The organism is Pseudoalteromonas ardens, from assembly GCF_030125445.1.
GTDB classification, from domain to species: Bacteria; Pseudomonadota; Gammaproteobacteria; order Enterobacterales; family Alteromonadaceae; genus Pseudoalteromonas; species Pseudoalteromonas ardens.
The window spans coordinates 250,622-274,401 of sequence record NZ_JASJUV010000007.1 but is presented as its reverse complement, the minus strand read 5'-3'; the positions used below and the strand labels follow the sequence as shown (position 1 = coordinate 274,401).

Genomic DNA, 23,780 nt, shown 5'->3' with positions numbered 1-23,780 from the left:
AAAACATCTCATTCTACTTTATTCCATTTGGACTTGCCGCTTCACGACTTGCTTCTAAGTTAATTTGAATTAGCTTTTGAAAATTATTAAAAGCATTTACTGGCGCGAAAGAACTTGAAAGTTCGACTGCATGGTTTTCAAAGTATACCTCACCTCCGAGTCCCAGCTCATAAGTGCTATCAACTGAAACTTTAGGTGCTATACCAAATGTATCATTTCCAATAGGCCTGCTTATATTAAGTGCATACTTACTCTCGCCGGTAGATAAATTCGTCACATGCTCGATATTAGCATCAATTACTTTAACACTGCCACTCACAAGCTCCACGCTTAACTCTGTTTCGCCTTCATTATTATGACTTACAGCGAAAGGACCTTTTTTCCTCTGTATTTTTCCTGTTGCATTTACTACACGCTCAAACTTCGTTTGCTTAAACTTGCTATTCCATTTACTTGCAAGTCTTTTATAATAGTCATTCGAACTTACATGTGTAGAAAGTTCATTAACCACAAACTGTATAGCTGCAGTCGTTGCACCATTAGCAAACTTGCCACCGGTAATCCTCGAAACAGTACCACCTGCTATTGCCTGCAATACAACACGTCCAGGCGAAGGGCCATTTGCTAATTTACCCACGCCTTTCATGATACCTGCGGATACAAATCCATGTCCAAAATTTCGACCCTGAATATCGCTGAGTACGCCACCGGCTACGGCATGTATACCCATTTGAGCCGCAGGGTTTGTAATACCCCCGGCTGACATTGCTTTACCTATACCGCCAAATACTGCGCCCGACAATGCACCGCTCCACGCGCCTTTGCCTGAGCCTGTAGCAATATAACCACCTACAGCCCCTGCTATAGCTCCTGATATTGCTCCAGCAACTATACTACCCGTTGTAGATACTGCTGTTGCCGTAATTGTTGAGCCCATGACAGATATGGTCGCGGTTTGTGACATCCCCATACTAATCGCCCAGCTGTTAGCCCAACCCGCGGCTGCCCCTGCTGTAAAGTAGGTTGCCGCAGCGGCAGCTATCACCCGCCAGTTTTTCTTCAGGAACTTACTAACACCTTTAAGTGCACTAAACAAATACCCACTTGGATCCGTATACGACAGCGGATTATTCAACACATAACTATAAGCGTTATAGTTCTGCAAATTCGAAGGTGCCTGAACAAACGGATCCGCCTGCATAAAGCGGCCTGTCTCCGAGTCATAGATACGGCCATTCATATGAATGATACGTTTATCACCACCTAGCGAGACTGGCTCATGACCTGTATAGGCTCTCAGATTGTCACTGATATTGTTGAACACTTCGCCAATCAGATCCGTATTCTGCTCAACCTCACGCTGCTTACCAAATATATCGTACGCATAGCGTGTCAGGACCGTATGTTCGCTGTTAGTCACGACAATGGTGGACCCCTGATGATCGGTAAACAACCACTTGGTTTTACTCATCCCTGTATCAAAGTAGGTTTGTTGTGCGTCGTTGCCGATATAACGATTAATCACAGGCTTGCCATCCTCACCTTTTGGCTTGGTCAGCTCCAGAGCGCCCACGTAATATACCGTGTTTGACCCATCCACTCGCTTGTAGCGACGATTATTCGCATCATATCTGAAGGTGACGGTCTCACCATTGCCCGTTATTTCAACCGCTTTATTACGCGCACTGTACTCAATTGACGTAGTGCCATCACTGCCTGAGCGCGCAGTCTGATTACCATTGGCATCATAACTAAACGACTCTGTCTTAGCAGGCAATGTGCCCAAACAGCTCGAACTCGCTATACGGCTTCTTGAAGAAATAGCATGTAGTGGCGTATTGTCTTCATTATATCGTTGAGTCCAGCGACCCAACACCAGCACTGATGAGCCTTCATAGCCAGGACAGTCAACATCTGTACCAATCAGATAATCCGCTTTCTCGATTAAATTACCCGATGCAGAGTACTTGAACAGATCGACATTATTTACCCCCAGCACACGGTTCATATCATCATAATGATAATTGCGGGTATCCATGCCTATCTGCTTACGGCTTTTCAGGTTACCCAGACTGTCAAAGCTGTAAACATCATTTTGAATTGCAAAGTTGCTGTCTGAAATCTTTTCGACCATGCCCTTTTGGTCATAGGAGATGTTCATAGTCACCCCCCCTTTTTCGTACGTGGTAACCTGACCACGAGCATTAAGCGCCGTCACTTTGTAGTAAACCTGACCTTTACTGCTATTGCGCGCCTCTGTTTTTGCCAGCAGCTGACCGTTTTGATAAGTCATCGCAACACCGCGCGCTTCGATAAAGTTGCCCTGTTCGTCACGACGATAATCATCAAACTGCAAGGCCAAACGACTGTAGCTATCATAGAAGCTCTGTTGGATCACACAGAGATTGTCAATTGGGTCCAGGTTTGAACCATCCGTAATACGTAAATCGCCCGTTGATCCCACAAAACTGACTTGCCCTGCGCACTGACTCGTACCATCCAGTGACGTCAGCGTCGCTGCCGCACGCCCTAACCTGTCGTAATAATAGGTTTGCCCCCAGCCAGACCCCTGCGTACTTGATATCAAGCGATGAACGGTGCCGCTTGTATCTCCATACACCCAGGTACTGGTGCCTTCGGCAAAAACCCCCTCTGGCGCTATTTGCTCCTGCTTGATTTTTCGACCTAAGAAGTCGTAGTCCATGGTCAGTTCCACACCACGCGCATCAGTTTGCTTGCGTAGTTCGCCAAAGGCGCTGTACGTGTATTGCCAGTAGCCTCTGTCTGAATCCTGCACAGACTTTTTACGGCCCATGTTGTCGTAAGTAATGCTGCTCACCAGACTATTATTGGTCGCTTCTGCCGATGAATGAACGGTGAGCTGAGCGCCCAGTGCGTTGTAGGTGTAGTCCAGCGTGTGATTGATGTTGTCTATCACCTGCACTGTCTGGCCAATGGTATTACTCAGCGTAGATTTAACCTGATCACGGATATCCGAACCGCTGACAGTGACAGTGCTCTTTCGACCTTCAAACGTTGTATCTGAATTTGTGCCAGAATTTGCATCATAGACATTCGTAACCCTATCCAGCGCATCATAGGTGTTTGTCACAGCCTGTGAACCGGCCTCAGTAACCACATCGTTACGACCGTAGCGGTCAAACTGATAGTCAGAGGTCAGCCACTGGTTCTCAAGTACTGTCAGCTTGCTCACTGAGTAAGTGCGTCCCAGTTTATCCAGCAAGTGCTTTTCACGCAGTACGCCGTTAACTTCTTTATTCAGGCGTACCACACAGTTTTCATTCGAGCCACACGCCGTGAAATAGCTATACGCCTGAGCTCCAGTCGTACGGTACGACCCCACTTTTCCGCCAAAGTGATCATAAGTTAGGTAAGTCAATACGCCATTGCTGTCAATCAGCTCAAGCGGCTGGCCGAATGCATTGCGACGTGTCAAAGTATGCTGGCCCATCTCGACGGTACGGACTTTTTCAGAAATTAACGACAGCGTACTTTTGCTGCCACTTTTCTTGGTGTAAAGCACATAACGCCCTTGCGCATCAAAGATAGTTTCAGAGGTACGCGTTTCACGCTCCAGCCCTGTACACGCTGTGTTTTCGCTTTCCACTTTTACTTTGTTACCAAAGTTATCGTATGAATGTTCTGTCGTTAATTCATATTCACAACCTAAGCCTTTACCAACGACCTCCTTGTGCAGCATGTTTTCGTGAGCATGGTTCTGGGGATAATATTCAAAGTAACTGGTTTTAGAGATAGCATCGAGGCCTGCGCCACTGTAAGTCACCTTAGTTTCAGACAATCGACCCAAGCGCTGATGCTCTTCCGTTGTGCCATATTGGCTTTCAGTAACAACACTGTGCTGCACAGTGCCCGTTGCCCCAGCGGAGGTGAAATGCTCGGCACCGGAGGCACCCACATCGTAGGTATTCACGGTCAGGTTTTTAACATTGCCATACGTGTCTTGTAAGGTTGTCGTATCTGTACAAGTGTAAACACTCACACTCATTCCTGAATCAACCGCGGCGCTACATTCCCGGCTGTCCGAATTGTAAACCCGATAAGCGGTCACCCCATTTAGTTGCTGCGTTTTCTGCTTGCTGTACTCATTAACCGAGATGCTGAGCAACTCATTGGTGCCTGCTGATTTCATTCGTTTTTGGGTTGAATACGGCATGCCAGTGAACGGAAACGCCTGATGGTAGCGTGTGGTTGTCTCAAAAGTCTTGCCGTCTTTTTGTGTGGTGGTCTTGAGCGTTTTAAAGCCCAGAGGTCCGCGACCACCAAATTGCACGCGTGCACCCTGATAATGATAATCCACTATCGCTTTATCGGTCGACAATGCACCACTGCGATTACTCGGGCTGTCGGTTTCAACACTGGCAACCAATACACCCGAACCAGTCATCTTGCTGACTAATAGCTCTTGCGTATTGAAAATCCCTGAATCTGTCGTCAGATCATCGTTAAGGTCTGTATAAACCGCCCTGTCCGACATTAACCCATAGTGGATCGTGGTGTTGTTTGTATGACCGGTATACCCTTGATTGACCTCAAGTAACATGCCTGCTGTGGGCCGCTGGCTCAGGTTATACCTGACACTGACACCGTAGTCGTGTTTAATCAGAATGTCTGCAACACCATTGCCATCGTAGTCACTGAAAAAGGCAAAGTCACCACCTCTGGTATCAACGGCAAGCTCAAACGCGTTGTCACTGACCTTGGTAAAGCGTTCATCTTGAATCGACCACTCATAACGACGCCATTTTTTCGTTTTCTTTTCTTTGAAGAACAGATCCGCTTTGCCATTTTTGTCTATGTCCATCGACATTGGCGGAATAAGCTCACTGACCGACAAAGTGTCATTACTGGATTTAGCTGTAGCAATAAACACTTTTGTAAATTTAACTCGCTCACCGGATTGATTGAGCTGTACATGCCACTGCTTTACATCATGATTGTACGTGGGTGTAGCCAGATACATCAGATCCACCAGGCCATCACCATTGACGTCACTTGGCGTTAGCAGCTCTATTTTCTCATCCGATGCAATCGTTTCCGTCAGGAAAGGATTTAACCCGCCATAACCAGTTTCTCCCTGGTTGTAGTGCACCGCCAGACGTTTAGCGTCGTCGTTGTTACAGTGGGTAGAGTCACATTTCAGCGCAACAATATCCGCCAGGCCGTCAAAGTTCATATCAATGACATGCCAGTCTGTGCCCTTACTCGTAAAGTCACCATATCCATAAAAACTGCCATCGCCCACGTCGGTACCGAGCACATACTGATGACCAAATGCTTTGGTTTCAGGATCTGCCAATCTGACGTACAAGTTAGGATCGTCTTTTTTATGCTTATAAACCAGGTCTGCGTAGCCATCGCCATTAAGATCGGCTGGCTTAATTTCGCGCATGTAATGATTAGCAGGCCAGCCTTCTGGCAGAGTCAACGATTGCAGCTGATTGTTGTCACTCAGTGCGTAATGGGCCCAATAACCCGGATTAGCATCAGATGTATGTTCAGAACGCATATTGATCATCAGAGTCTGTCGGCCATCCAAGTCATGATCTATGGCAAACATACTGACACTTTCCTGATCATCCTTTCGGTATATATCCCGACATGCCAGCTCTTCGGCCGCTTGATAGGTATGGCCTTGATAAACACATAATGTATAACGTTTAGCGCCCTTGTCTGTCTGCTCCAGCGTGACCAGTTGTGCCAGACCTGTGGCTTTTAAATCGGCTAAAGTGACAGACGACAGTGCATTTTCCATCCGCTCTTTTGAATACACATTACTAAACGCTTCAAAGTCCAGTTTGCTGGCAAAAGTATCATAAATGAAAGAGACAGGTGCACGGCAAACGCTGCCACGGCAGTGCGCAACACTTTGCAGCAAGCGTGTGCCATTAGTCGCATCCACAAAATCCAGGTCATAATGGGCAAGCTCCGCCCCGTGATGATTGAATACCTCGATATTGCTAAGGCGTGCAAACTGAATCACTTTTGCTGTATCTACGTAGCCTGCATGGCGTAGCGCCCCTGCTTCATGTGTAAACACGACTCGATTTCCACTGTAGATAATTTCTGACAGGACTTTTTCAGAGTTTGCACTGTTATTTGGGTCTACCAGCTCTGTGTATTCATAGTGGATGGTGGTGCTTTCGTGACCCAGGTTATCTTTCACTTCTGATAGCATCCAGCTCGTGGTATGAACAACACCATCGGCATCCGTCAGGTTGGTACGGCTAGTGTCTGATGCACCGTATCGTTTTACCGAGCCATCCTTTGCAAGCACAACAAACTGAGACTGACTGCCCTGACCCAGTTTATAAACGGTTATCTGGGCATCTATCTCAGTCATAAATTCATCAGCAATTTGCTCGCCCTCGAAGCTACCACTGTGCGTTTTCACCGCCTTACTTATCAAGCGCTGACCATCAAGGCAATAGCGATCATCCTCGCTTAATGTCAGTCCTTTGAACTGACCGTCTTGTGCTTTGGTTTGCCGGCAACGTGAAATGCCTGATGCCGCCCCCAGGCTCCAGCCCAGAGCAACTAATCCATCACCACCTTGAGAGCTGTAGTTCAGACTAACCTCAGGCTGTACACCTGTGATACCCACGGGGAGCGCAATTGGCACGCTATAAGATGCAGCGCCACTTTCGGTCACCCGAAAGCTGCCAGTGGTTGGCTGTAAACGAGCATGGGCAAGCAACACACTTTCACTCGGTATTTGCTTCTGGGCAACGTCAACGGATGGCAATGCAACAGACGGGCTTCCCTCGACAGCAGAGCTGGTGATGGTAATTAACTCTTCATTGGAGTAATTATTACTACAACGAGACACCACTTTATCCGCAAGAGAGGCTGGGAGTTTTACACATGCCAGTGCCTTAAACTGATAACTGCCGTTGTGCTTGAATATTTTACTCAGGGAACCGACATTATCGGCTGTGGTTTTGTCAGCATCCAGGGTTGCAAGCAGTTGATACTGAGGGTTGCCCGGCTGCAGCGCATACAGTTGATATTCTTCAACCCGACCCGGTGCACTCAGTGTGAAATCGATGATACCGCTTTGCTCCGTTGCAATTAGCGTGGGGCTTTGCAGGCCATCTCGATGGTCCGCCGAGTTAGTGCCGATTGCTTCTTCTACCCTGTCACTCAGACCATCTTTATCACTGTCATAATCAAAGTCACAGTAGTCACTTACTAAACAATGGCCATAAAAGTATTTAAGCAGGTTAAAAGTGGCGTCTTCATAGTGGCGATTGCTCTCCCCTAACAGATCAATGATCACATCAGCCCGGGTAACCCCCATTTCGAGGATGCCAACCCAATAAGCCTGATCACCAGAGCCATATGTGGCTCCACTCAACACCTGATCGGCGCCGTCTTGTAGCAGCAAATATTCAAATAACGTACTGATGAATTGTGCATTGGACGACTCAGACAAAGATGGCTCAATGTTAATCAGTGCGTTGACCATCTCATTAAGCGGGTGGCCATTAGCCATCAGGTAAGCCATAAAACTCAACTCAGTTTTACTGGGAGTTCTTTGCAACAGGATCAGCATGGCTTTGGTCAAAATCACAAGGTCATCGGTATTTTGGTCCGGATGCCACCACTGAGTTTCCCACTCTTTTATTTCGTCTTCGAATTGCAGCGCTAAAGCACCGATTTCGTGCCATTTCACAGCGTTGGCACCAATCATACGCTGATCGATGACGTGTACCTCTCTATCTGCTGTCGTGACATAGATATGTCCGGAAGCCGAAACCTGAGGCGGCATCACAACCCCGCCACTCTGAGGGAATTCATAGTGCCAGTTCGCTAACCCCGTTTTTGCGTCCAGTGAGTAAAGCGCTTCATCCATAGAGCCTATTAACAGGGCATCATTTTGATTAAATTGTGCACCGGCGCGGATCTCACCTTGTGTTTGGAATTGCCATTTTTTGGTCACTTCCAGGTTCGCGATCGGATCATAAGTCAGACGATAGAAATGATGGTTTAGTGAACCAAAGTAGATATTGTCTATTTTTCTGGCACCGGCAGTATCGGAAATAGGCTCGGGCCTGACCAGAGGTTTCGCTGTAACCGAAACATTCTGCGGGTCTGATTCAGGATAAGTCCACAAATATTGAAGATCACCATCCAGGTTCACTTTATGTGCTTTAAGGCCACCTTCCTCACCACCCACATACAGTACTTTGTTTTCACTAACCGTAAATTCACGTCCACGCAGATTGGGCCGTTGCGCTGACCCCGTTTCATCCAAAATAATGGTGTTTTCCAGGTGTGTATTGTTTTCAGCATCACCCGACAGCACGCCATTTGTAATGGTGATCTCTACCCCATTGTCCAGCAGGGCATCATGCACTATTTCTGGTAAGGTGCCTGTCAGCGTGTATCCACTTAAAGACAAGTCCTGTGGTGAAATGTAAAAAGTATCCCCCGTCCCTCGTAAACGGGCATAAAGAGCAGACTGAGACGCACTAAATCCGACCCCGGAAACCGTCACTTTGGCTTTGGGCACAGTGCACTCAGCGCCACATTCCTCTATCTTCGCGGTATCAATATAAGGCGCAATATGCTCAACAGTATGTTGTTGGCCTGCGGTACACACGCCCTGGCTGTTACAAGCACGGATTTCATAGGTGTAGTGACCCTGAACTACGTCCGTGACCTGATAGCTTGTGCCCGTCGTGGTTGTCAGCACGGAGTGAGGTGCACTGAACCTGTCACTGGGCAGCCCTTTCCAGGCGGCTAATTTATAGCTTTGTGTGACGCCATCCGTGTTAGCGACCCAGTTCAGCGTAAAATGACCACCTGCTTGCGTGATATCACTGTTAAAAACCGGTGCGTGAGACTTGGTCTCATGGTTTACGACCGTAATTGGCTCTGAACTGCCTTCTTCACCTTTAATTAATTCCCGGTTATGAATCCTCGTTCCATATGCATAGACCCGAAGTTGCTTGCCATGGTCTGCAATCTTAGTCTGGACCGTCGTTATATATGAAGTCTTACCATGAACGTTTACCGCACTTGCTTTCATCGGGTAAGGAGCACCATCCAAGGTCGCTCGCATATTAAGCGTACTCGTATTGCGAAATTGTGAGAAACTTACTTCAATCAAACCCGCCCCAAGGTCCTTTAATTGGAGCTCAGGTACTGCAGGCTTTTCCACTATTTCCTCAATGAGCCTGACACCTGGGAGACGAGCTCTGGATGAATGGCCATCATTATCTGTCGCAACTAAAGTGAGCTCAATATTGTCACCCGCATCACTATTGGATGGGTTCCAACTAAAACTAATACGCATTGCTTCTGCTGCGGAGCTGGCCAAAGGCAACTCTAAATTATCTATGGCAGGTGAAATATAGATACCGTCAGATACGGGAGAGCCATTTCTATATAAGGTCAGGGAAGTCAGTTTAGGCAACTCACCGTTAGCAGTACGCCGCGAAAAGGCTGACGCAAGCACCGTAAAACGAAGAGGCTGCCGGCCTATAACATAAGATGACGATGTTGGCGGGATAACATAAATTCCAAAAAAGTTCGCATAATTGATCACTTGTGGAAAGGCATTGGCAACGCCCTGGTTCGTCACCGCATAAGCATAATAGGTAAACTGACCCGGCCAACCAGGTGCAGCAAGGTTCACCGTACAAGGACTGCTATTGGTACTACACGTTTTTACCGCCGTGACACACCCATTATTGATCGCCGTATAATTACCCGGCGCACGGCAAATTTTATACTCTTGTAAGCCAGACGCATGGCTGGCAGTAGCCGTCAAAGTGACAGATTCATCAATAAAGGGGCTGGTATTAGTTGCTGATAAAGTAACCGCCGGGGGCGTTGCCAGAGTAACGTTAAACGACTTTGTCTGGCTTGCGCCTTTTCGGTCTGTCACCCGGACTTCCATCGGAGAGATAGACTCTGTAACCGGGATGACGATGCCGGTGCACTCCAACGTACGTCCAGACCGCTCACAGGTGTTACCGGTAAAAGAGGTTACATTAGTATAACCATTACCTATATCGAGCTCTATTTTGTCAATTTGATTGGAGTAAGCGTCATCGTTATCGTGTCCTGTCACTTCTAAGGTTAGGTTACCCCCTGACACGACCTCATATTCACTCCCATCCTCAGCTTCTGTGCCATCTATTTTTACTTGGAGCGTAGGGGACGTGTTTTCTTCTCTGATCAAAAAAGAATAGTTATGTGAGGCTTTATTACCTTTTTTATCTTCTACTTCAGCTTTAAATCTGTAGACCGCATTCGCAAGAAATCGGCTCCTATAGATAGATATGTTGCATACGTAGTAACCCTCATTATTTAGTCTTAAACTGCATGATTTATTGCCTTCTCTCCTAAGGCCATTTGCCTCGGCTTTGTATGACAGTTTGAAAGAGGTGACATCTTTATTGACATCTTTAAATGTAACTTGGCTAAAAGCGCGCCATGCATCATAACTGACTTCATTGTTTGTACCCGAGTAAGTAGCAGACACTAATCGGGGTGCGGTATTATCATTTACTATGATGTCTCTATCACAGTAGTAGTCTGGATCGGTTTCACTATTTGTATTTATCAGTCTAAGTGTCACAGTGTATACACCGGCGCTCGGAAAAGTGTAATGCGCTGAAGTATAAATAGAACTACTGTGTAGGGTCGTGGTCCCCCGTTTTAGCGTAAGCCGTTGATAAGGTTTGTTACTAAAAGTAAGACTTTTTGTACTACTTCCAAGTGTCACATGTGTACTATCACCGGTAATAGCATGTAGATCAGACCCATTACATACAGGTACACGTGCGGTATAGGTAAGGGCTTGCACGGTACAGGCTAGCAGCGTAAAGCAAACCCATACAATTGATTTGAATAAACTCACAGCTTTTCCCTCCACACCACTGGCAGTATTTGTATTTGATTATTTGTAGAAGGAGTCTGAGTTTGCGGCGGCTCTGAGCCAAACCATTGATTCATTGAATTACTGATAGTGGATGGTACGGTCCGTGTCGGCACATCAACTCCAAAGATTTCATTTTCACTGTTTTGCATAATAAATTGCTGACGCTCACCTGAGTCATCAACAATTAGCGAAGGTGTGTTTATAAATTCAGCGGTTACACCACCAATTCGATACTCATTGAGTACGATACTCATGTCACTTGGGTCTAAGACTTGTATCAAACCATCACGCTGGAAAATGTATATCCCACTCTGTACTGCTTGGGATTCTGCAAAGAATGTGCTGAGTGCACTCAGGTTGCTTGACGGGGCCTGGTTAATGATTACAGGGCTGGCGAGCACATTGCTGCTCTTCTCTTCACTGCATGAATGCATCCTGCCATCAACTAGAAATGCACTACATACCTTTCCTTTGCCATTACGCATGCTAATCGTAAAGATGAGTTTATCCCCTTCGATTATCGGGGCGCTGTTTACCACTCCGACCAGAGGTATGTCCCAATCCCCATGCCAGTCAATAATCTTCCCAGCTTCTTTGGTAACCGAATAACGATGCAACCTGCCGCCATGCGTTGCAAAATACAGATTATCTTCGTGCTCCAGAACAGAACGCTCAACAACATCGAGGCCGGACAAAAATAATGGCTGGAGAAAGTTGCCTTTTACACCGTTCAACTGAACCGGATTTTCAGGTAACGTTGCGATTGATAGTACTCTAGAAGTTGTTTTACCATCAAAGTCATGGGCTGTCAGAGTGAAACTGGACATGCTATCTAAGTGGCTTTTTATGGTCCCTTGTGTTGGGTTCGCCGCGTTCCAACTACCTGCAGTTCTACCCTGTGTTGTTTGCGTTATGGACACGGTGGCAGCACCGCTAACCTGCCAGTTCACTTCGACCCATCCATAATCATCAACCTGGCTGCGATTGCTGTAAAAAGCTTTGACCGATAATGATTCGCTGACTACTCTGTTTTGCTGCTTCGCCACAGCACATCCATATTCGTCACAAGCGGTCACACGATAAATGCCTGATGCCGTTACAGGCAGTGTGTACTGGGTGCCTGACACATTCGCGTTTACCATCACCCACTGGCCGTCGACATATTGTTCGATCCGATAATATTTTGCTAAACGTGCAGCCGTCCACACCAGCTTATCACCTGCACTATCGGGTTTAACCGAAACATAACTAGGTGCATCAGGAGTGCGTTCAATTGGGATCATAATGACTCTTGGCCCGATTTTAATAGGCGCATATGCCTGCTTAAACTCCGATGCCATGGAACAATTAATGAAGAGAAAGCTCAGTAAAACAAACAAAATTGAGAGTCGATTAGCCATGCAGATTTTCACCTGATTTTATTTATCAAAATAAATCCTTTTACATATGCTATTTCAAAAAAACACACAAAACAACAAAACAAATACATCACGAGAACATAAATAACAAAACAGTAAAAATAAGTAATATAGAAGAGTGAATTAGATAAGAGTACTTGAAGGCATTTCATGAACAGATTAAATAACAACACATTTAAAATGAGTATTTATCTACCCAATTTTTAGTAAATTAAAAATCATGAATATAGATTCTATACAAGTAAAACTGCGATTAATACGTCCATCAAAGATCAAACCTACCATGAAAATGTGACACAATAGTTGCTCATTCAATCCGTATTTATTTAATCAACTTATACAAGTACATACCCCTAATTATGCGACACTTGCACTAGCAGTGTCCCACGCTTCCAACAACGTTAGTGCATTTCCAGCGCCACCCTTACCGGCATCAAGCAGAAACGAAAAAACCCCGCTAATGCGAGGCTTTTGAATAACGATGCTCAGAGGCGGACAAAGTAGCCCGGAATCACTTTGAGCAGCTTTAGCTGGCCGCATGCGGTGAAATACAAGGACGTATTTCATCATCGAACCACCCGCAGGCGTGTTTGATTACGCCGCCACAATTCAAACAGAGCGCGAAAACAAAAAAGCCCCGCTAATGCGAGGCTTTTGGGTAATGGTGCCCAGAGGCAGACAAAGTGGTCCGGAACCACTTTGAACAGCTTTAGCTGGCCGCTTGCGGTGAAATACAAGGACGTATTTCATCATCGAACCACCCGTAGGCGTGTTTGATTACGCCGCCACAATTCAAACAGAGCGCGAAAACAAAAAAGCCTCGCTAGTGCGAGGCTTTTGAACAATGGTGCCCAGAGGTGGACAAAGTGGTCCGGAACCACTTTGAACAGCTTTAGCTGGCCGCTTGCGGTGAAATACAAGGACGTATTTTATCATCGAACCACCCGTAGGCGTGTTTGATTACGCCGCCACAATTCAAACAGAGCGCGAAAACAAAAAAGCCCCGCTAATGCGAGGCTTTTGAATATTGGTGCCCAGAGGCGGACAAAGTGGTCCGGAACCACTTTGAAGAGCTTTAGCTGGCCGCATGCGGTGAAATACAAGGACGTATTTCATCATCGAACCACCCGCAGGCGTGTTTGATTACACCGCCACAATTCAAACAGAGCGCGAAAATAAAAAAGCCTCGCTAGTGCGAGGCTTTTGAATAATGGTGCCCAGAGGCGGACAAAGTGGTCCGGAACCACTTTGAACAGCTTTAGCTGGCCGCATGCGGTGAAATACAAGGACGTATTTCATCATCGAACCACCCGTAGGCGTGTTTGATTACGCCGCCACAATTCAAACAGAGCGCGAAAACAAAAAAGCCTCGCTAGTGCGAGGCTTTTGAATAATGGTGCCCAGAGGCGGAATCGAACCACCGACACGAGGATTTTCAATCCTCTGCTCTACCGACTGAGCTATCTGGGCTAAAACTGGTTATATTGTGCTACTCTTTCGTCCATGAAGCGGTGGCCTGTCGTCGTCCTGACTCCACCTCAACAAGCTGCGAAGCGGTGCTTCGTTCTTGTTTCGCCCAACTGAGTTATCTGGGCTAAAAATAAAAATGGTGCCGACTATCCGAGTCGAACGGATGACCTACTGATTACAAGTCAGTTGCTCTACCAACTGAGCTAAGTCGGCGCACCTTAATAATGGTGCCCAGAGGCGGAATCGAACCACCGACACGAGGATTTTCAATCCTCTGCTCTACCGACTGAGCTATCTGGGCTAAAACAGGTTATATTGTGCGTTCTATAGTTAAACGCATATCAAGACAATGTCTTGATAGTGACCGAAACTTTATCATTTCAGTCGAACTCAAATTATGAGTTAATAAATGGTGCCGACTATCCGAGTCGAACGGATGACCTACTGATTACAAGTCAGTTGCTCTACCAACTGAGCTAAGTCGGCACACTTAATAATGGTGCCCAGAGGCGGAATCGAACCACCGACACGAGGATTTTCAATCCTCTGCTCTACCGACTGAGCTATCTGGGCTAAAACTGGTTATATTGTGCTGTATAATTCATCCTGAAGCAGCGTTTCGGCTCGACGTCCTGTCTCGCGTTCGATTAGCTGCGAAGCGTTGCTTCGGTCTAATCTCACCCAACTGATTAAGTCAGGCGCACCTTAATAATGGTGCCCAGAGGCGGAATCGAACCACCGACACGAGGATTTTCAATCCTCTGCTCTACCGACTGAGCTATCTGGGCGTGCGGCGTATTAAACGGGTTTTGCCTTGTTAAGTCAACTTTTTTTTTAATCTCTGTGCTCGACTGAACACTATTCCGACAAAACCCGTCTATTCGCTTAAATTTCCCTCTGTATTTGGTATTTTGAAGCACTTTATGGCGCCGTCTTATCTCTTGTCATGCGCAAAAACGGGGAGAATTCATCCAGCATAGGTGATAGGATTGCAACCAACAAAGAAACATAGCACAAAAGTTGGGTCCGGAATCACATAATGGAAAACTCGTCTAATACGAACATAAGGGGCTTTGTTCCTCTATTTATTGTCGTTACCATCATTATTGCAGCCATTTCTGCTGCCGCAGCCTTTACCTGGCCTGATGCAGATCAGAAACAAGCAGACTCCACCCAACGACCAGACCTGGTGCTGCTGGCAAAGGATATTTCAACGCCTTTGTCCAATACCATGATGAAGCTGGGCTATAACTATGCCAAACAAATTCTTTCTGCATTTGAAGCCAGCAACCCCGGCATAGAACTGTATCTATATAGTGACAGTGGTATTGGACAAGCCAGTTTAGTGTATCAAACTAATGAACAAAGCATTGCCCCAATCAAAAGACAAGCCAAGGTAGATCAGGGTGGTGAGTTTGTCGTACACCAGCCACTCGTATTAGATGATTTGCCTGTGGGTGAACTCATTTTAAGATACGCCCCCCAACAGCCAGAATCGAACACTTCGCCGGTAACCAGCATTGGCTTAGCTGTGTGTGCTTTATTACTGACAATCGCTTTTGGTATCTTCCTCAAGCGCCAAATTATTGGTCGTCTCAGTAAAGACCTCACAGAACTCAATGAAGAACTGCAACACCTGCTTGATCAAAAGTCCTATGACATCCATGTGACTGAAAAACTCAGCTTTGGGCTATCAAGAACCGCCGTGGGGATTAACCAGTTAATCAACCAAATCCGTGACATTATTCAGGGAAACCAAGCTGCACAAAGAGAACTAAAGCAACTGCAAACCAGTTTGGAATCTGAAGTACAAGCCAGAACCCTGGCACTGGAGAAAGCCACGTTGAATGCAGAGCGAGCCAGTGAAGCCAAGACCACGTTCCTGGCCACGATGAGCCATGAAATCAGAACCCCCATGAATGGGGTCATCGGTACGATTGATTTATTACGCCAGACTGAGCTAGATGGCGCACAGCACCGTCTGACTACCATCATTCGTGACTCCGCGTTTTCATTACTGGGCATACTGGATGACATTCTCGACTTTTCTAAAATTGAAGCCGGTAAGCTGCAAATGGACAACAGTGTCTTCTCTGTGGCTGAAACCATTGAGGAAGTGGCACGGGTGCTGTCTTCAGTGGCCAGAAAGCGTAAATTAGACCTACAACTGGCTGTTGCACCAGACATTCCTAACAACCTGGTTGGTGATGCCGTACGTGTTCGTCAAGTTTTATACAATCTGTGTAGCAATGCCATCAAGTTCACAACCACCGACGATGCCAGACGCGGCTTTGTTAAAATTTCAGTGGAAGTTGCACAAAACACTTCTGAGCACTACACCCTACGCTTTACCGTCACAGATAACGGTAAGGGCATGACGCAAGCACAACTGCGGGAAATTTTTAATCCCTTTATTCAGGCAGAAGGCTCCATTACCCGAGAATACGGCGGTACTGGCCTGGGCTTATCTATTTGTAAAAGTTTGGTTGAACTCATGCTGGGCTCAATTCATGTTAGCTCTGATATCGGTATGGGTAGTGAATTCGTTGTGGAACTTCCGTTTAGCGTAAAAGGTCAGATAGCCTACGCAAACAAAGCCGTTCTAAATAGCCAAAGAGTGGCGGTACTGACTCATGCTCAGGCACGTCGTAATATTGTCGCCCGCTACTTGTCCTTCATGGGTGCTGATACCGTTGTCCTGAGAGAAGCTGACGAACTCAGCGAGTATCAGTACGACAGTGATGTGATCTGGGTACTGGATGGTCTGGATGGCATGGACAAAGTCAACGGCCAGCTACGCGACCTGCTCTACTCAATTGAACACAATAACCAGCAGGTCATTGTACTTAGTACAATGGATGAACCGGCATTAAACCACGACCGTATTTTCTACCTCAATGCCGCGCCTTTGTGTAAATCTAGTTTTATGACCGCGATTTTGGTTGCTGCCGGTCTGCACAAGCCGAAAAAGCTCAAGCCATCACGTTCATTAAACAAATACCTGAATGTCGAAGACGCGAGAGCTGCCAACAAACTGGTGCTGCTGGTGGAAGACAATGTGCTCAACCAACAGGTGTTAACGGACCAATTACATTTGCTTGGCTATGGTGTTGAAGTGGCGGAAAATGGCGAGGACGGTCTGGCCCGCTGGCAACAAGCTCATTACCCGATTATTCTCACCGATCTACACATGCCTAAAATGTCCGGCTATGACATGGTCGCTAAAATTCGTGAAGAGGCAGAACAAGCGGAAGACATTAATGCACAGCCGTATATCATTGCCATTACGGCGAATGCACTTAAAGGTGAACGTGACCGTTGTCTGGCAGCGGGCATGAATGACTACATTACCAAGCCTGTTGAACTCAATGTACTCGAGGCCACTTTGGATACCTGGCAACAATCTATCGGTAACTCAGGCCAACAACAAACAGACAGCGCAAGCCCAAGTGAACCCGAGATGCCGTCACAAACACGGCTTGAGCCGACGCTGCCCTACAGTGAACCAGTTGAATCACAACAAACCGTGGAGCCAGAGAAGGTTGAATCTGAAGTACAACCAGACGTAATAGCGCAGGCACCTGAACCTCAGCAAACAGAGTCTGATGAACCGATTGATCTGGCGCAGCTGGATAAGTATGTCAATCATGACGCCAACAAGCGCCTGCGCTTTTTCCGCATGTACCTGGAACAAAGCAGTGAGCTGGCCAGAGACATCAATGGTGCTGTGATCTCAATGAGCCAGGAAGAAATCATAGAGGCGTGTCACCAGCTCAAGTCCATATCTAAAACCATTGGTGCACACGGCGTGGCCGACATGGCCGCTGAGTTTGAACAACGCTGTAAAGGAGAGGAATTGACCAGTGACGACCTGATCCAGTTACGGGACGCCCTGGAAGCACACTACCAGCGAGCCACAGAGTTCATTCAACGCTATTTGCAGTCACAAGCTGATTAATTCAGCATCGCGCTCAGTAAACAAGTTACTGAGCGCACGCTCCTACCCCTGGACCATACCGTAAATCAGGCGGATCACGATGGAGACCATGACCAGAGGCAATATATACTTACCGTACTTCTGCATCTTATCCAGTCCTATCCGGCTTTGATACTTTTCCAAAAGTGGGATCAGGATCAGCAAAGCGACAATCAGGCTCCCTAAAATAATCAGAACATTCATTACTACGCGCTCCTTATGTTGATAGCGATACCATGCCACAGCCGTGCCCGGTTTGCCAAATAAGAAACAAGTATAAAAAGAAAAAAGCGCGAAGCAGTACTTCGCGCAACAGGTTGGAGAGTGCTAACCGACCAGTGCAAGCAAGATACCCGCAGCAACGGCACTTCCCAGTACCCCTGCGACATTTGGTCCCATAGCATGCATTAATAAGAAGTTGTGTGGGTTACTTTCTAAACCGACTTTATTCACGACCCTGGCTGCCATAGGCACCGCAGATACCCCGGCTGCGCCAACCAGTGGGTTAATAGGGCTGTCACCGGCGAAGCGATTCATTACTTTGGCCATATAAACCCCGGATGCTGTGCCAATACTGAACGCGGCGGCACCCAACACCAGGATCCCTATGGTCTCAACTGTCAAAAACTCATCTGCCGCAAGCTTAGAGCCCACTGCCAAGCCCAGGAAAATCGTCGTGATATTGATAATTTCGTTCTGCGCTGAGTTACTCAGGCGGTCAACCACCCCAGATTCGCGCATCAGATTGCCCAGACAAAACATCCCAACCAGCGGTGTTGCGGCCGGCAGGAATAATAAGGTCAGGGTCAACACGCCAAGCGGGAACAATATTTTCTCCTGCTTAGAAACCGCTCTCAGCTGAGGCATGGCAATATTACGCTCTTCCTCTGTGGTCAGTAACCGCATGATCGGAGGCTGAATGATCGGTACCAGCGCCATGTAAGAATATGCTGCAACGGCAATGGCTCCCAGCAACTCTGGTGAAAGCCTTGATGCCAGGAAGATGGCGGTTGGCCCATCTGCTCCCCCGATAATGGCAATCGCTGAGGCATCTTGCAGAGTAAATTCAAAACCTGGGACGTAGTTAAGTAATATTGCGCCAAACAGGGTAGCGAAAATACCAAACTGTGCAGCGGCACCCAGCAGCAGCATTCTGGGATTCGCGATCAGTGCACTAAAATCCGTTAGCGCCCCGACCCCCATGAAGATCAAGAGCGGGAAAATACCACTGTCGATCCCGATGTAGTAGACGTAGTATAACAAGCCACCCGGATCTGCCAGGCCCGCAACCGGAATATTGGTCAGGATTGCGCCAAAGCCAATCGGGACCAACAGGAGTGGCTCAAATCGCTTTGCTATTGCCAGGTAAAGCAAACCACAGCCAACGGCAATCATAGCCAATGCAGGTAAGGTCATATTGGCCAGCCCAGTGGCTGACCATAGATTCAATAGTCCATCCATACCCTGTCTCCTATGCCAGCGCTACAATGGCATCACCAGCCGACACTGAATCACCCTCGTTGACCAGGATATCGGCGATTTTACCGCTATGCGTAGCACGCACTTCGGTCTCCATTTTCATCGCTTCCATGATCAATACCAGATCGCCCTGCTCGACTACATCACCTTGTCGGGCATGCAGTTTAAAAATATTACCTGCCAGCGGTGCATTCAGCGTTTCACCGCTGCTGATCGAGGCCGACTGGGGCATCAGCTCACTGTCCTTAACCTCAACTTCTTTGAGTTCTCCGCCAGGTGCAACCACCACGTTATATACCTTTCCTTCCACTTGCACACTGTAACGTTCTTGTTGAGGTTTACTCACCTGAGCGGGCACAGGGGCTGGTTGAGTCGGCTGAACCAACTCGGGTTTAGGTTCAAATGCCGCCGGATTATCACGATTTTGCAGGAATTTAAGACCAACTTGTGGGAACAAGGCATAAGTCAACACATCATCAATCACCGCTTCACTCAGCGCAATATCCAGGTTTTTTGCTTTTTCAACTAAGTCACGCTCAAGCTCAGCCAACTCAGGCTCAATCAAATCAGCAGGGCGACAAGTGATGGCTTGTGCGCCGTCCAACACACGCTGTTGCAGCGCAGCATCAACCGGCGCTGGTGTTTTACCGTATTCACCTTTAAGTACACCCGCCGTTTCTTTGGTGATGGACTTGTAGCGCTCTCCTGTTAGCACATTCAGAACAGCCTGAGTACCAACAATCTGAGAGGTTGGTGTCACCAAAGGTAAGTAGCCCAAATCCTGGCGCACAGATGGGATCTCCTTAAGCACCTCATCTAAACGGTCATCAGCCCCTTGCTCTTTGAGCTGGTTTTCCATATTCGTCAACATACCGCCGGGTACTTGTGCCGATAAAATACGACCATCTACACCTTTAAGACTGCCCTCAAAGGCCGCATACTTTTTACGGACATCGCGGAAATAAGCCGCTATCTCCTCAAGCTGCAATAAATCCAGCCCGGTATCTCGCTCAGTCCCCTCCACAATAGACACTAAGGTTTCGGTGGCACTGTGACCATAAGTCATACTCATTGAAGAAATCGCGGTATCCAACATATCAATGCCCGCATCAACCGCTTTTTGGTAGGTCGCGGTGCTCAGACCCGTCGTAGCGTGGCATTGCATGGCAATCGGCACAGACACCGTGTTCTTCAATTCGCGGATCAGAACTTCTGCGTCATAAGGTTTCAGTAACCCAGCCATGTCTTTGATACAGATTGAATGACACCCCATTTGCTCAAGTTGTTTCGCCTGTGCTAACCACATATCCAGAGTATGTACCGGACTGACCGTATACGAGATAGTACCCTGTGCATGCGCACCAACTTTAATCGCAGCACGAATAGCCGTTTCCAGGTTACGTACATCATTCATCGCATCGAAGATACGGAACACGTCGACACCGTTGTGGTGGGCACGCTCAACAAACTTTTCAACAACATCGTCAGCATAATGACGATAACCCAGCAGGTTTTGTCCCCTCAACAGCATCTGCTGCTTGGTGTTTGGCATCGCTTCTTTCAAAGCGCGGATCCGATACCAGGGATCTTCGCCCAGGTATCGAATGCAAGCATCAAAAGTCGCCCCACCCCAGGATTCGACTGACCAATAACCAACCTGATCCAATTGCTCAGCAATGGGCAACATATCTTCCAGGCGCATACGTGTGGCCAGTAACGACTGATGTGCGTCGCGTAGTACCAATTCTGTAAGTTTGAGCTGTGACATAAGTGACCCCTTGAATTATTTTTCTGATTGGAAGTGCTGATTACGGTACTGCGAAATCGCTGCGCTAATCGCTGCCAGATGCTCGCCTGGTATTTTTCCGGCGTCTGAAGCCTGCGATCTGGTTGCCCTTGAGCTGGGCTGTGTTTGCGCTTCTTTCGGCGCGGCAAATTTAGATAGCCCCTTCACCGCAACAATCAAAATAGACAAAAATACAAACACCCCGACCATGCCGGTCAGCATTAAGCTGGCTGCCTGAGCCAGTAAGGCGGTTATGTCCATCTCTGCTCTCCCCTTGTTGTTAACATTTTTTTGCGTGGCATCATGCAGACACAATAGATAGCCACAATTTATAGATAATTATGCAACCATCATAACAAACCCGACCGCTTTGTAAACCAGCGTGTAAATTGGTATTACCAATAAGAATTAATACTAAATTTCAAACTGTTACGAGAATCCAAATGAAAATTTAATGAAAACAGCCAAATAAATATGAAAAATAGTCAAGATACTTAGCAGAAATAGGCAGGTGGCATAAAAAATATTCACCCACAGACTTCCCTTCAACAGAAACATACAATTGGTATTACCAAAGATAACTTTTTAAGACATGTTAACAAAAACCTTTGGCAGCGATCCGCAGTTTACGTAAAGTCTGCGCAAGCCACCCAATTCAGGGTATAATGGGGAAATGAAATAACTGGAGTTATGTGCGTGTTTCACTGCGAGTTTACACTGGATAAAGATTACTTCCGTGAGTGTTTTGATCAATCTTTGCCTTACAGCAATGTCAGCAAACCTAAGTATGCCCTGGTGGCATTTTTATTTGTTTTAGGCTGTGTTGCCATCTATGGCCTGGACAACGCCTATCTAGGCAACTTTTTGATTTTACTTGCCGTTTTGGAGTGTATTGCGCACTATTATCGACGTCCCTGGTGGGTAGCTAGGCAAATGGTGACGCGGGCCAGTGGTAGCAAGATAACACTACAAATTGACGCGCAGGGGATCACGGCAACCAATCCCTATAAATCGTATCAGATCCTCTGGTCAGAGGTGAATAAGGTAGCAGAAACCCAGCTGGGTGTGGTGCTGGTGCGCGCGGGTACAAACCAGTACATTTCTAAAAAAGCCCTCTCCGCAGAAGCCTTGGAGTTTATTTTAAGCAAAAAAAATAGCCACGACTGAGTGGCTACCTTTTCGTATTCTACCGGGCTATTGTCCGGGAATCAGGTATTACATATTACCCGTGGTCGGGTTAGACTTTTCAGCCTGAATACGCATGTAGATCTCTTCACGGTGTACAGAAACATCTTTAGGGGCGTTAACGCCAATACGAACTTGATTTCCTTTAACACCTAATACGGTTACAGTTACTTCATCACCTATCATTAGAGTTTCGCCTACACGGCGAGTTAGAATTAGCATTCTCTTGCTCCTGTTATTCCAAAATTTAAAAGATTCCGCGTCTTGGTCATTTTAATGAAAAGTTTCCGTAAAAGTAAGCAAAATTATTGCCTAATCGTCACTTTCCAGTTTAAAAGCGTCATGCAAAGCACGTACAGCCAACTCAAGGTATCGCTCATCGATTAATACTGAAATCTTTATTTCCGAGGTTGCAACTAACAGAGGTGAAATATTCTCTGCTGCCAGCGCCGAAAAGAATGTGCCGACGTTCGCAGAGTGCGACTTTAAACCCACCCCTACCGCTGAGATTTTTACAACCGCTGTGTTACTGACGATTTCAACTGCGCCAAACGTGTGCTGATGCGTCCTGAGCAAATCCAGCGCCTGCAGATGATCATTGCTGTGCACAGTTAAAGCATAGTCTATTTTGCCAGTATGTTGATTCATTTGACTGATCATGTCGACTTCTATCGCATATTCACCAAAAAGTGACAAGATTTTAGCCAGGGTTGTGGGGCTGTCAGATGCCTGTTTAACTATCATCAGACATTCATCTTTTTGATGCGCAATCCCCGATACCACTTTCTTATTCATGGGGCTTTCCTCGTAAGTAATCAAGGTCCCGGCATCTGGTTTAAAGGTAGATAAAACACGTAATGGTAAGGTATAACGTCCAGCCGCTTCGACAGAGCGGATCTGCAACACTTTGGCACCGAGGCTTGCAAGCTCCAACATTTCCTCGAACGTAACCCGGGCCATGCGGCGCGCTTTTGGTTCGATACGGGGATCACAGGTATAAACACCGTCTACATCGGTGTAAATCTGGCACTCGTCAGCCCCCAGCGCGGCAGCAATTTCAACGGCGCTGGTATCCGTCCCGCCTCGTCCTAAAGTAGTGATATTACCCTCAAGATCACGGCCCTGAAAGCCGGCAATGATACTGATATGATGCTGTTGCAGCTCTTGACGTAAACGTGAAGTATCTATATCAGCAATGCGGGCACGACCAAACATATTGTCTGTGACAATACCAACTTGATCGGCCAGTAAGCTGATGGCGGAATGGCCCCGTTTAATGATGGCCATTGCCAGTAATGCGATAGATACCTGCTCACCGGTGGTCAGCAGCACATCGAGCTCTCTGGGGCTAGGTTGCGCGTCTATCTGTGTGGCCAGATTAATCAGACGATTAGTTTCACCTGACATAGCGGACAACACAACCACCACCTGATGGCCAGCTTGTCGGGTCTTAACCACCAGGTCAGCGACAGCTTCGATACGCTCAATCGAGCCGACCGAAGTGCCACCAAACTTTTGAACAATCAGTGCCAC

The 23,780-nt window shown here is 47.0% G+C and carries 10 protein-coding genes and 6 tRNA genes; 2 read left to right on the top strand and 14 right to left on the bottom strand.

Annotated elements, in window-relative coordinates; all coding sequences use genetic code 11:
• Window positions 1–13: 13 nt before the first annotated feature.
• The 8 genes from QNM19_RS19755 to QNM19_RS19720 all read right to left on the bottom strand — a co-directional run bounded on the left by QNM19_RS19755 (window position 14) and on the right by QNM19_RS19720 (window position 14,609).
• Window positions 14–10,231, bottom strand: a complete 10,218-nt coding sequence (locus QNM19_RS19755; protein ID WP_284027124.1) for a SpvB/TcaC N-terminal domain-containing protein — start codon at window positions 10,229–10,231, stop codon at window positions 14–16.
• 677 nt (window positions 10,232–10,908) lie between these two features.
• Entirely contained in the window at window positions 10,909–12,216 is a 1,308-nt protein-coding gene (locus QNM19_RS19750; protein WP_049865461.1) for a fibronectin type III domain-containing protein, read from the bottom strand.
• A 1,529-nt stretch (window positions 12,217–13,745) separates the two neighbouring features.
• Window positions 13,746–13,821 (bottom strand) — tRNA-Phe (locus tag QNM19_RS19745).
• 137 nt (window positions 13,822–13,958) lie between these two features.
• Window positions 13,959–14,034: transfer RNA gene (locus QNM19_RS19740), tRNA-Thr, on the bottom strand.
• A gap of 12 nt (window positions 14,035–14,046) precedes the next feature.
• Window positions 14,047–14,122, bottom strand: a tRNA-Phe gene (locus tag QNM19_RS19735).
• A gap of 109 nt (window positions 14,123–14,231) precedes the next feature.
• Window positions 14,232–14,307, bottom strand: a tRNA-Thr gene (locus QNM19_RS19730).
• 11 nt (window positions 14,308–14,318) lie between these two features.
• Window positions 14,319–14,394: transfer RNA gene (locus QNM19_RS19725), tRNA-Phe, on the bottom strand.
• Window positions 14,395–14,533: 139 nt separating this feature from the next.
• Window positions 14,534–14,609 (bottom strand) — tRNA-Phe (locus QNM19_RS19720).
• A 251-nt stretch (window positions 14,610–14,860) separates the two neighbouring features.
• On the opposite strand from QNM19_RS19720, the gene QNM19_RS19715 reads away from it, so the two are divergent.
• Window positions 14,861–17,779, top strand: coding sequence for a hybrid sensor histidine kinase/response regulator (locus tag QNM19_RS19715; RefSeq protein ID WP_284027123.1), 2,919 nt, complete (start codon window positions 14,861–14,863; stop codon window positions 17,777–17,779).
• Window positions 17,780–17,821: 42 nt separating this feature from the next.
• Here the strand turns inward: QNM19_RS19715 and QNM19_RS19710 are convergent, their stop codons facing one another.
• The 4 genes from QNM19_RS19710 to QNM19_RS19695 all read right to left on the bottom strand — a co-directional run bounded on the left by QNM19_RS19710 (window position 17,822) and on the right by QNM19_RS19695 (window position 21,323).
• Entirely contained in the window at window positions 17,822–18,001 is a 180-nt protein-coding gene (locus QNM19_RS19710; protein ID WP_049864032.1) for a hypothetical protein, read from the bottom strand.
• A gap of 123 nt (window positions 18,002–18,124) precedes the next feature.
• A complete protein-coding gene (locus tag QNM19_RS19705) occupies window positions 18,125–19,258 on the bottom strand; it encodes a sodium ion-translocating decarboxylase subunit beta (protein WP_010386833.1) in 1,134 nt (377 codons plus the stop codon).
• A 10-nt stretch (window positions 19,259–19,268) separates the two neighbouring features.
• The gene (gene oadA / locus QNM19_RS19700; RefSeq protein WP_049864033.1) at window positions 19,269–21,044 is read right to left on the bottom strand and encodes a sodium-extruding oxaloacetate decarboxylase subunit alpha; all 1,776 of its coding nucleotides are present in this window, start codon (window positions 21,042–21,044) and stop codon (window positions 19,269–19,271) included.
• Between the two features lie 15 nt (window positions 21,045–21,059).
• A complete protein-coding gene (locus QNM19_RS19695) occupies window positions 21,060–21,323 on the bottom strand; it encodes an OadG family protein (RefSeq protein WP_049864034.1) in 264 nt (87 codons plus the stop codon).
• Window positions 21,324–21,752: 429 nt separating this feature from the next.
• Here QNM19_RS19695 and QNM19_RS19690 point away from each other — a divergent pair, with 429 nt between their 5' ends.
• Window positions 21,753–22,229 (top strand): YcxB family protein, encoded by a 477-nt coding sequence (locus tag QNM19_RS19690; protein WP_049864035.1) that lies wholly within the window; start codon window positions 21,753–21,755, stop codon window positions 22,227–22,229.
• 48 nt (window positions 22,230–22,277) lie between these two features.
• On the opposite strand, the gene csrA is transcribed toward QNM19_RS19690, so the two are convergent.
• Entirely contained in the window at window positions 22,278–22,469 is a 192-nt protein-coding gene (csrA, locus tag QNM19_RS19685; protein ID WP_010386837.1) for a carbon storage regulator CsrA, read from the bottom strand.
• Between the two features lie 90 nt (window positions 22,470–22,559).
• Window positions 22,560–23,780 carry an aspartate kinase gene (locus QNM19_RS19680; RefSeq protein WP_049864036.1) on the bottom strand — a complete coding sequence of 407 codons (1,221 nt, stop codon included), beginning with the start codon at window positions 23,778–23,780 and terminating at the stop codon, window positions 22,560–22,562.

Bases quoted from the DNA above. Each gene is read 5' to 3' on its own strand.
- QNM19_RS19750 (WP_049865461.1), bottom strand. From the start codon at position 12,216: ATGATCCCAATTGAACGCACTCCTGATGCACCTAGTTATGTTTCGGTT.
- QNM19_RS19715 (WP_284027123.1), top strand. From the start codon at position 14,861: ATGGAAAACTCGTCTAATACGAACATAAGGGGCTTTGTTCCTCTATTT.
- QNM19_RS19710 (WP_049864032.1), bottom strand. From the start codon at position 18,001: ATGAATGTTCTGATTATTTTAGGGAGCCTGATTGTCGCTTTGCTGATC.
- QNM19_RS19705 (WP_010386833.1), bottom strand. From the start codon at position 19,258: ATGGATGGACTATTGAATCTATGGTCAGCCACTGGGCTGGCCAATATG.
- oadA (WP_049864033.1), bottom strand. From the start codon at position 21,044: ATGTCACAGCTCAAACTTACAGAATTGGTACTACGCGACGCACATCAG.
- QNM19_RS19695 (WP_049864034.1), bottom strand. From the start codon at position 21,323: ATGGACATAACCGCCTTACTGGCTCAGGCAGCCAGCTTAATGCTGACC.
- QNM19_RS19690 (WP_049864035.1), top strand. From the start codon at position 21,753: ATGTGCGTGTTTCACTGCGAGTTTACACTGGATAAAGATTACTTCCGT.
- csrA (WP_010386837.1), bottom strand. From the start codon at position 22,469: ATGCTAATTCTAACTCGCCGTGTAGGCGAAACTCTAATGATAGGTGAT.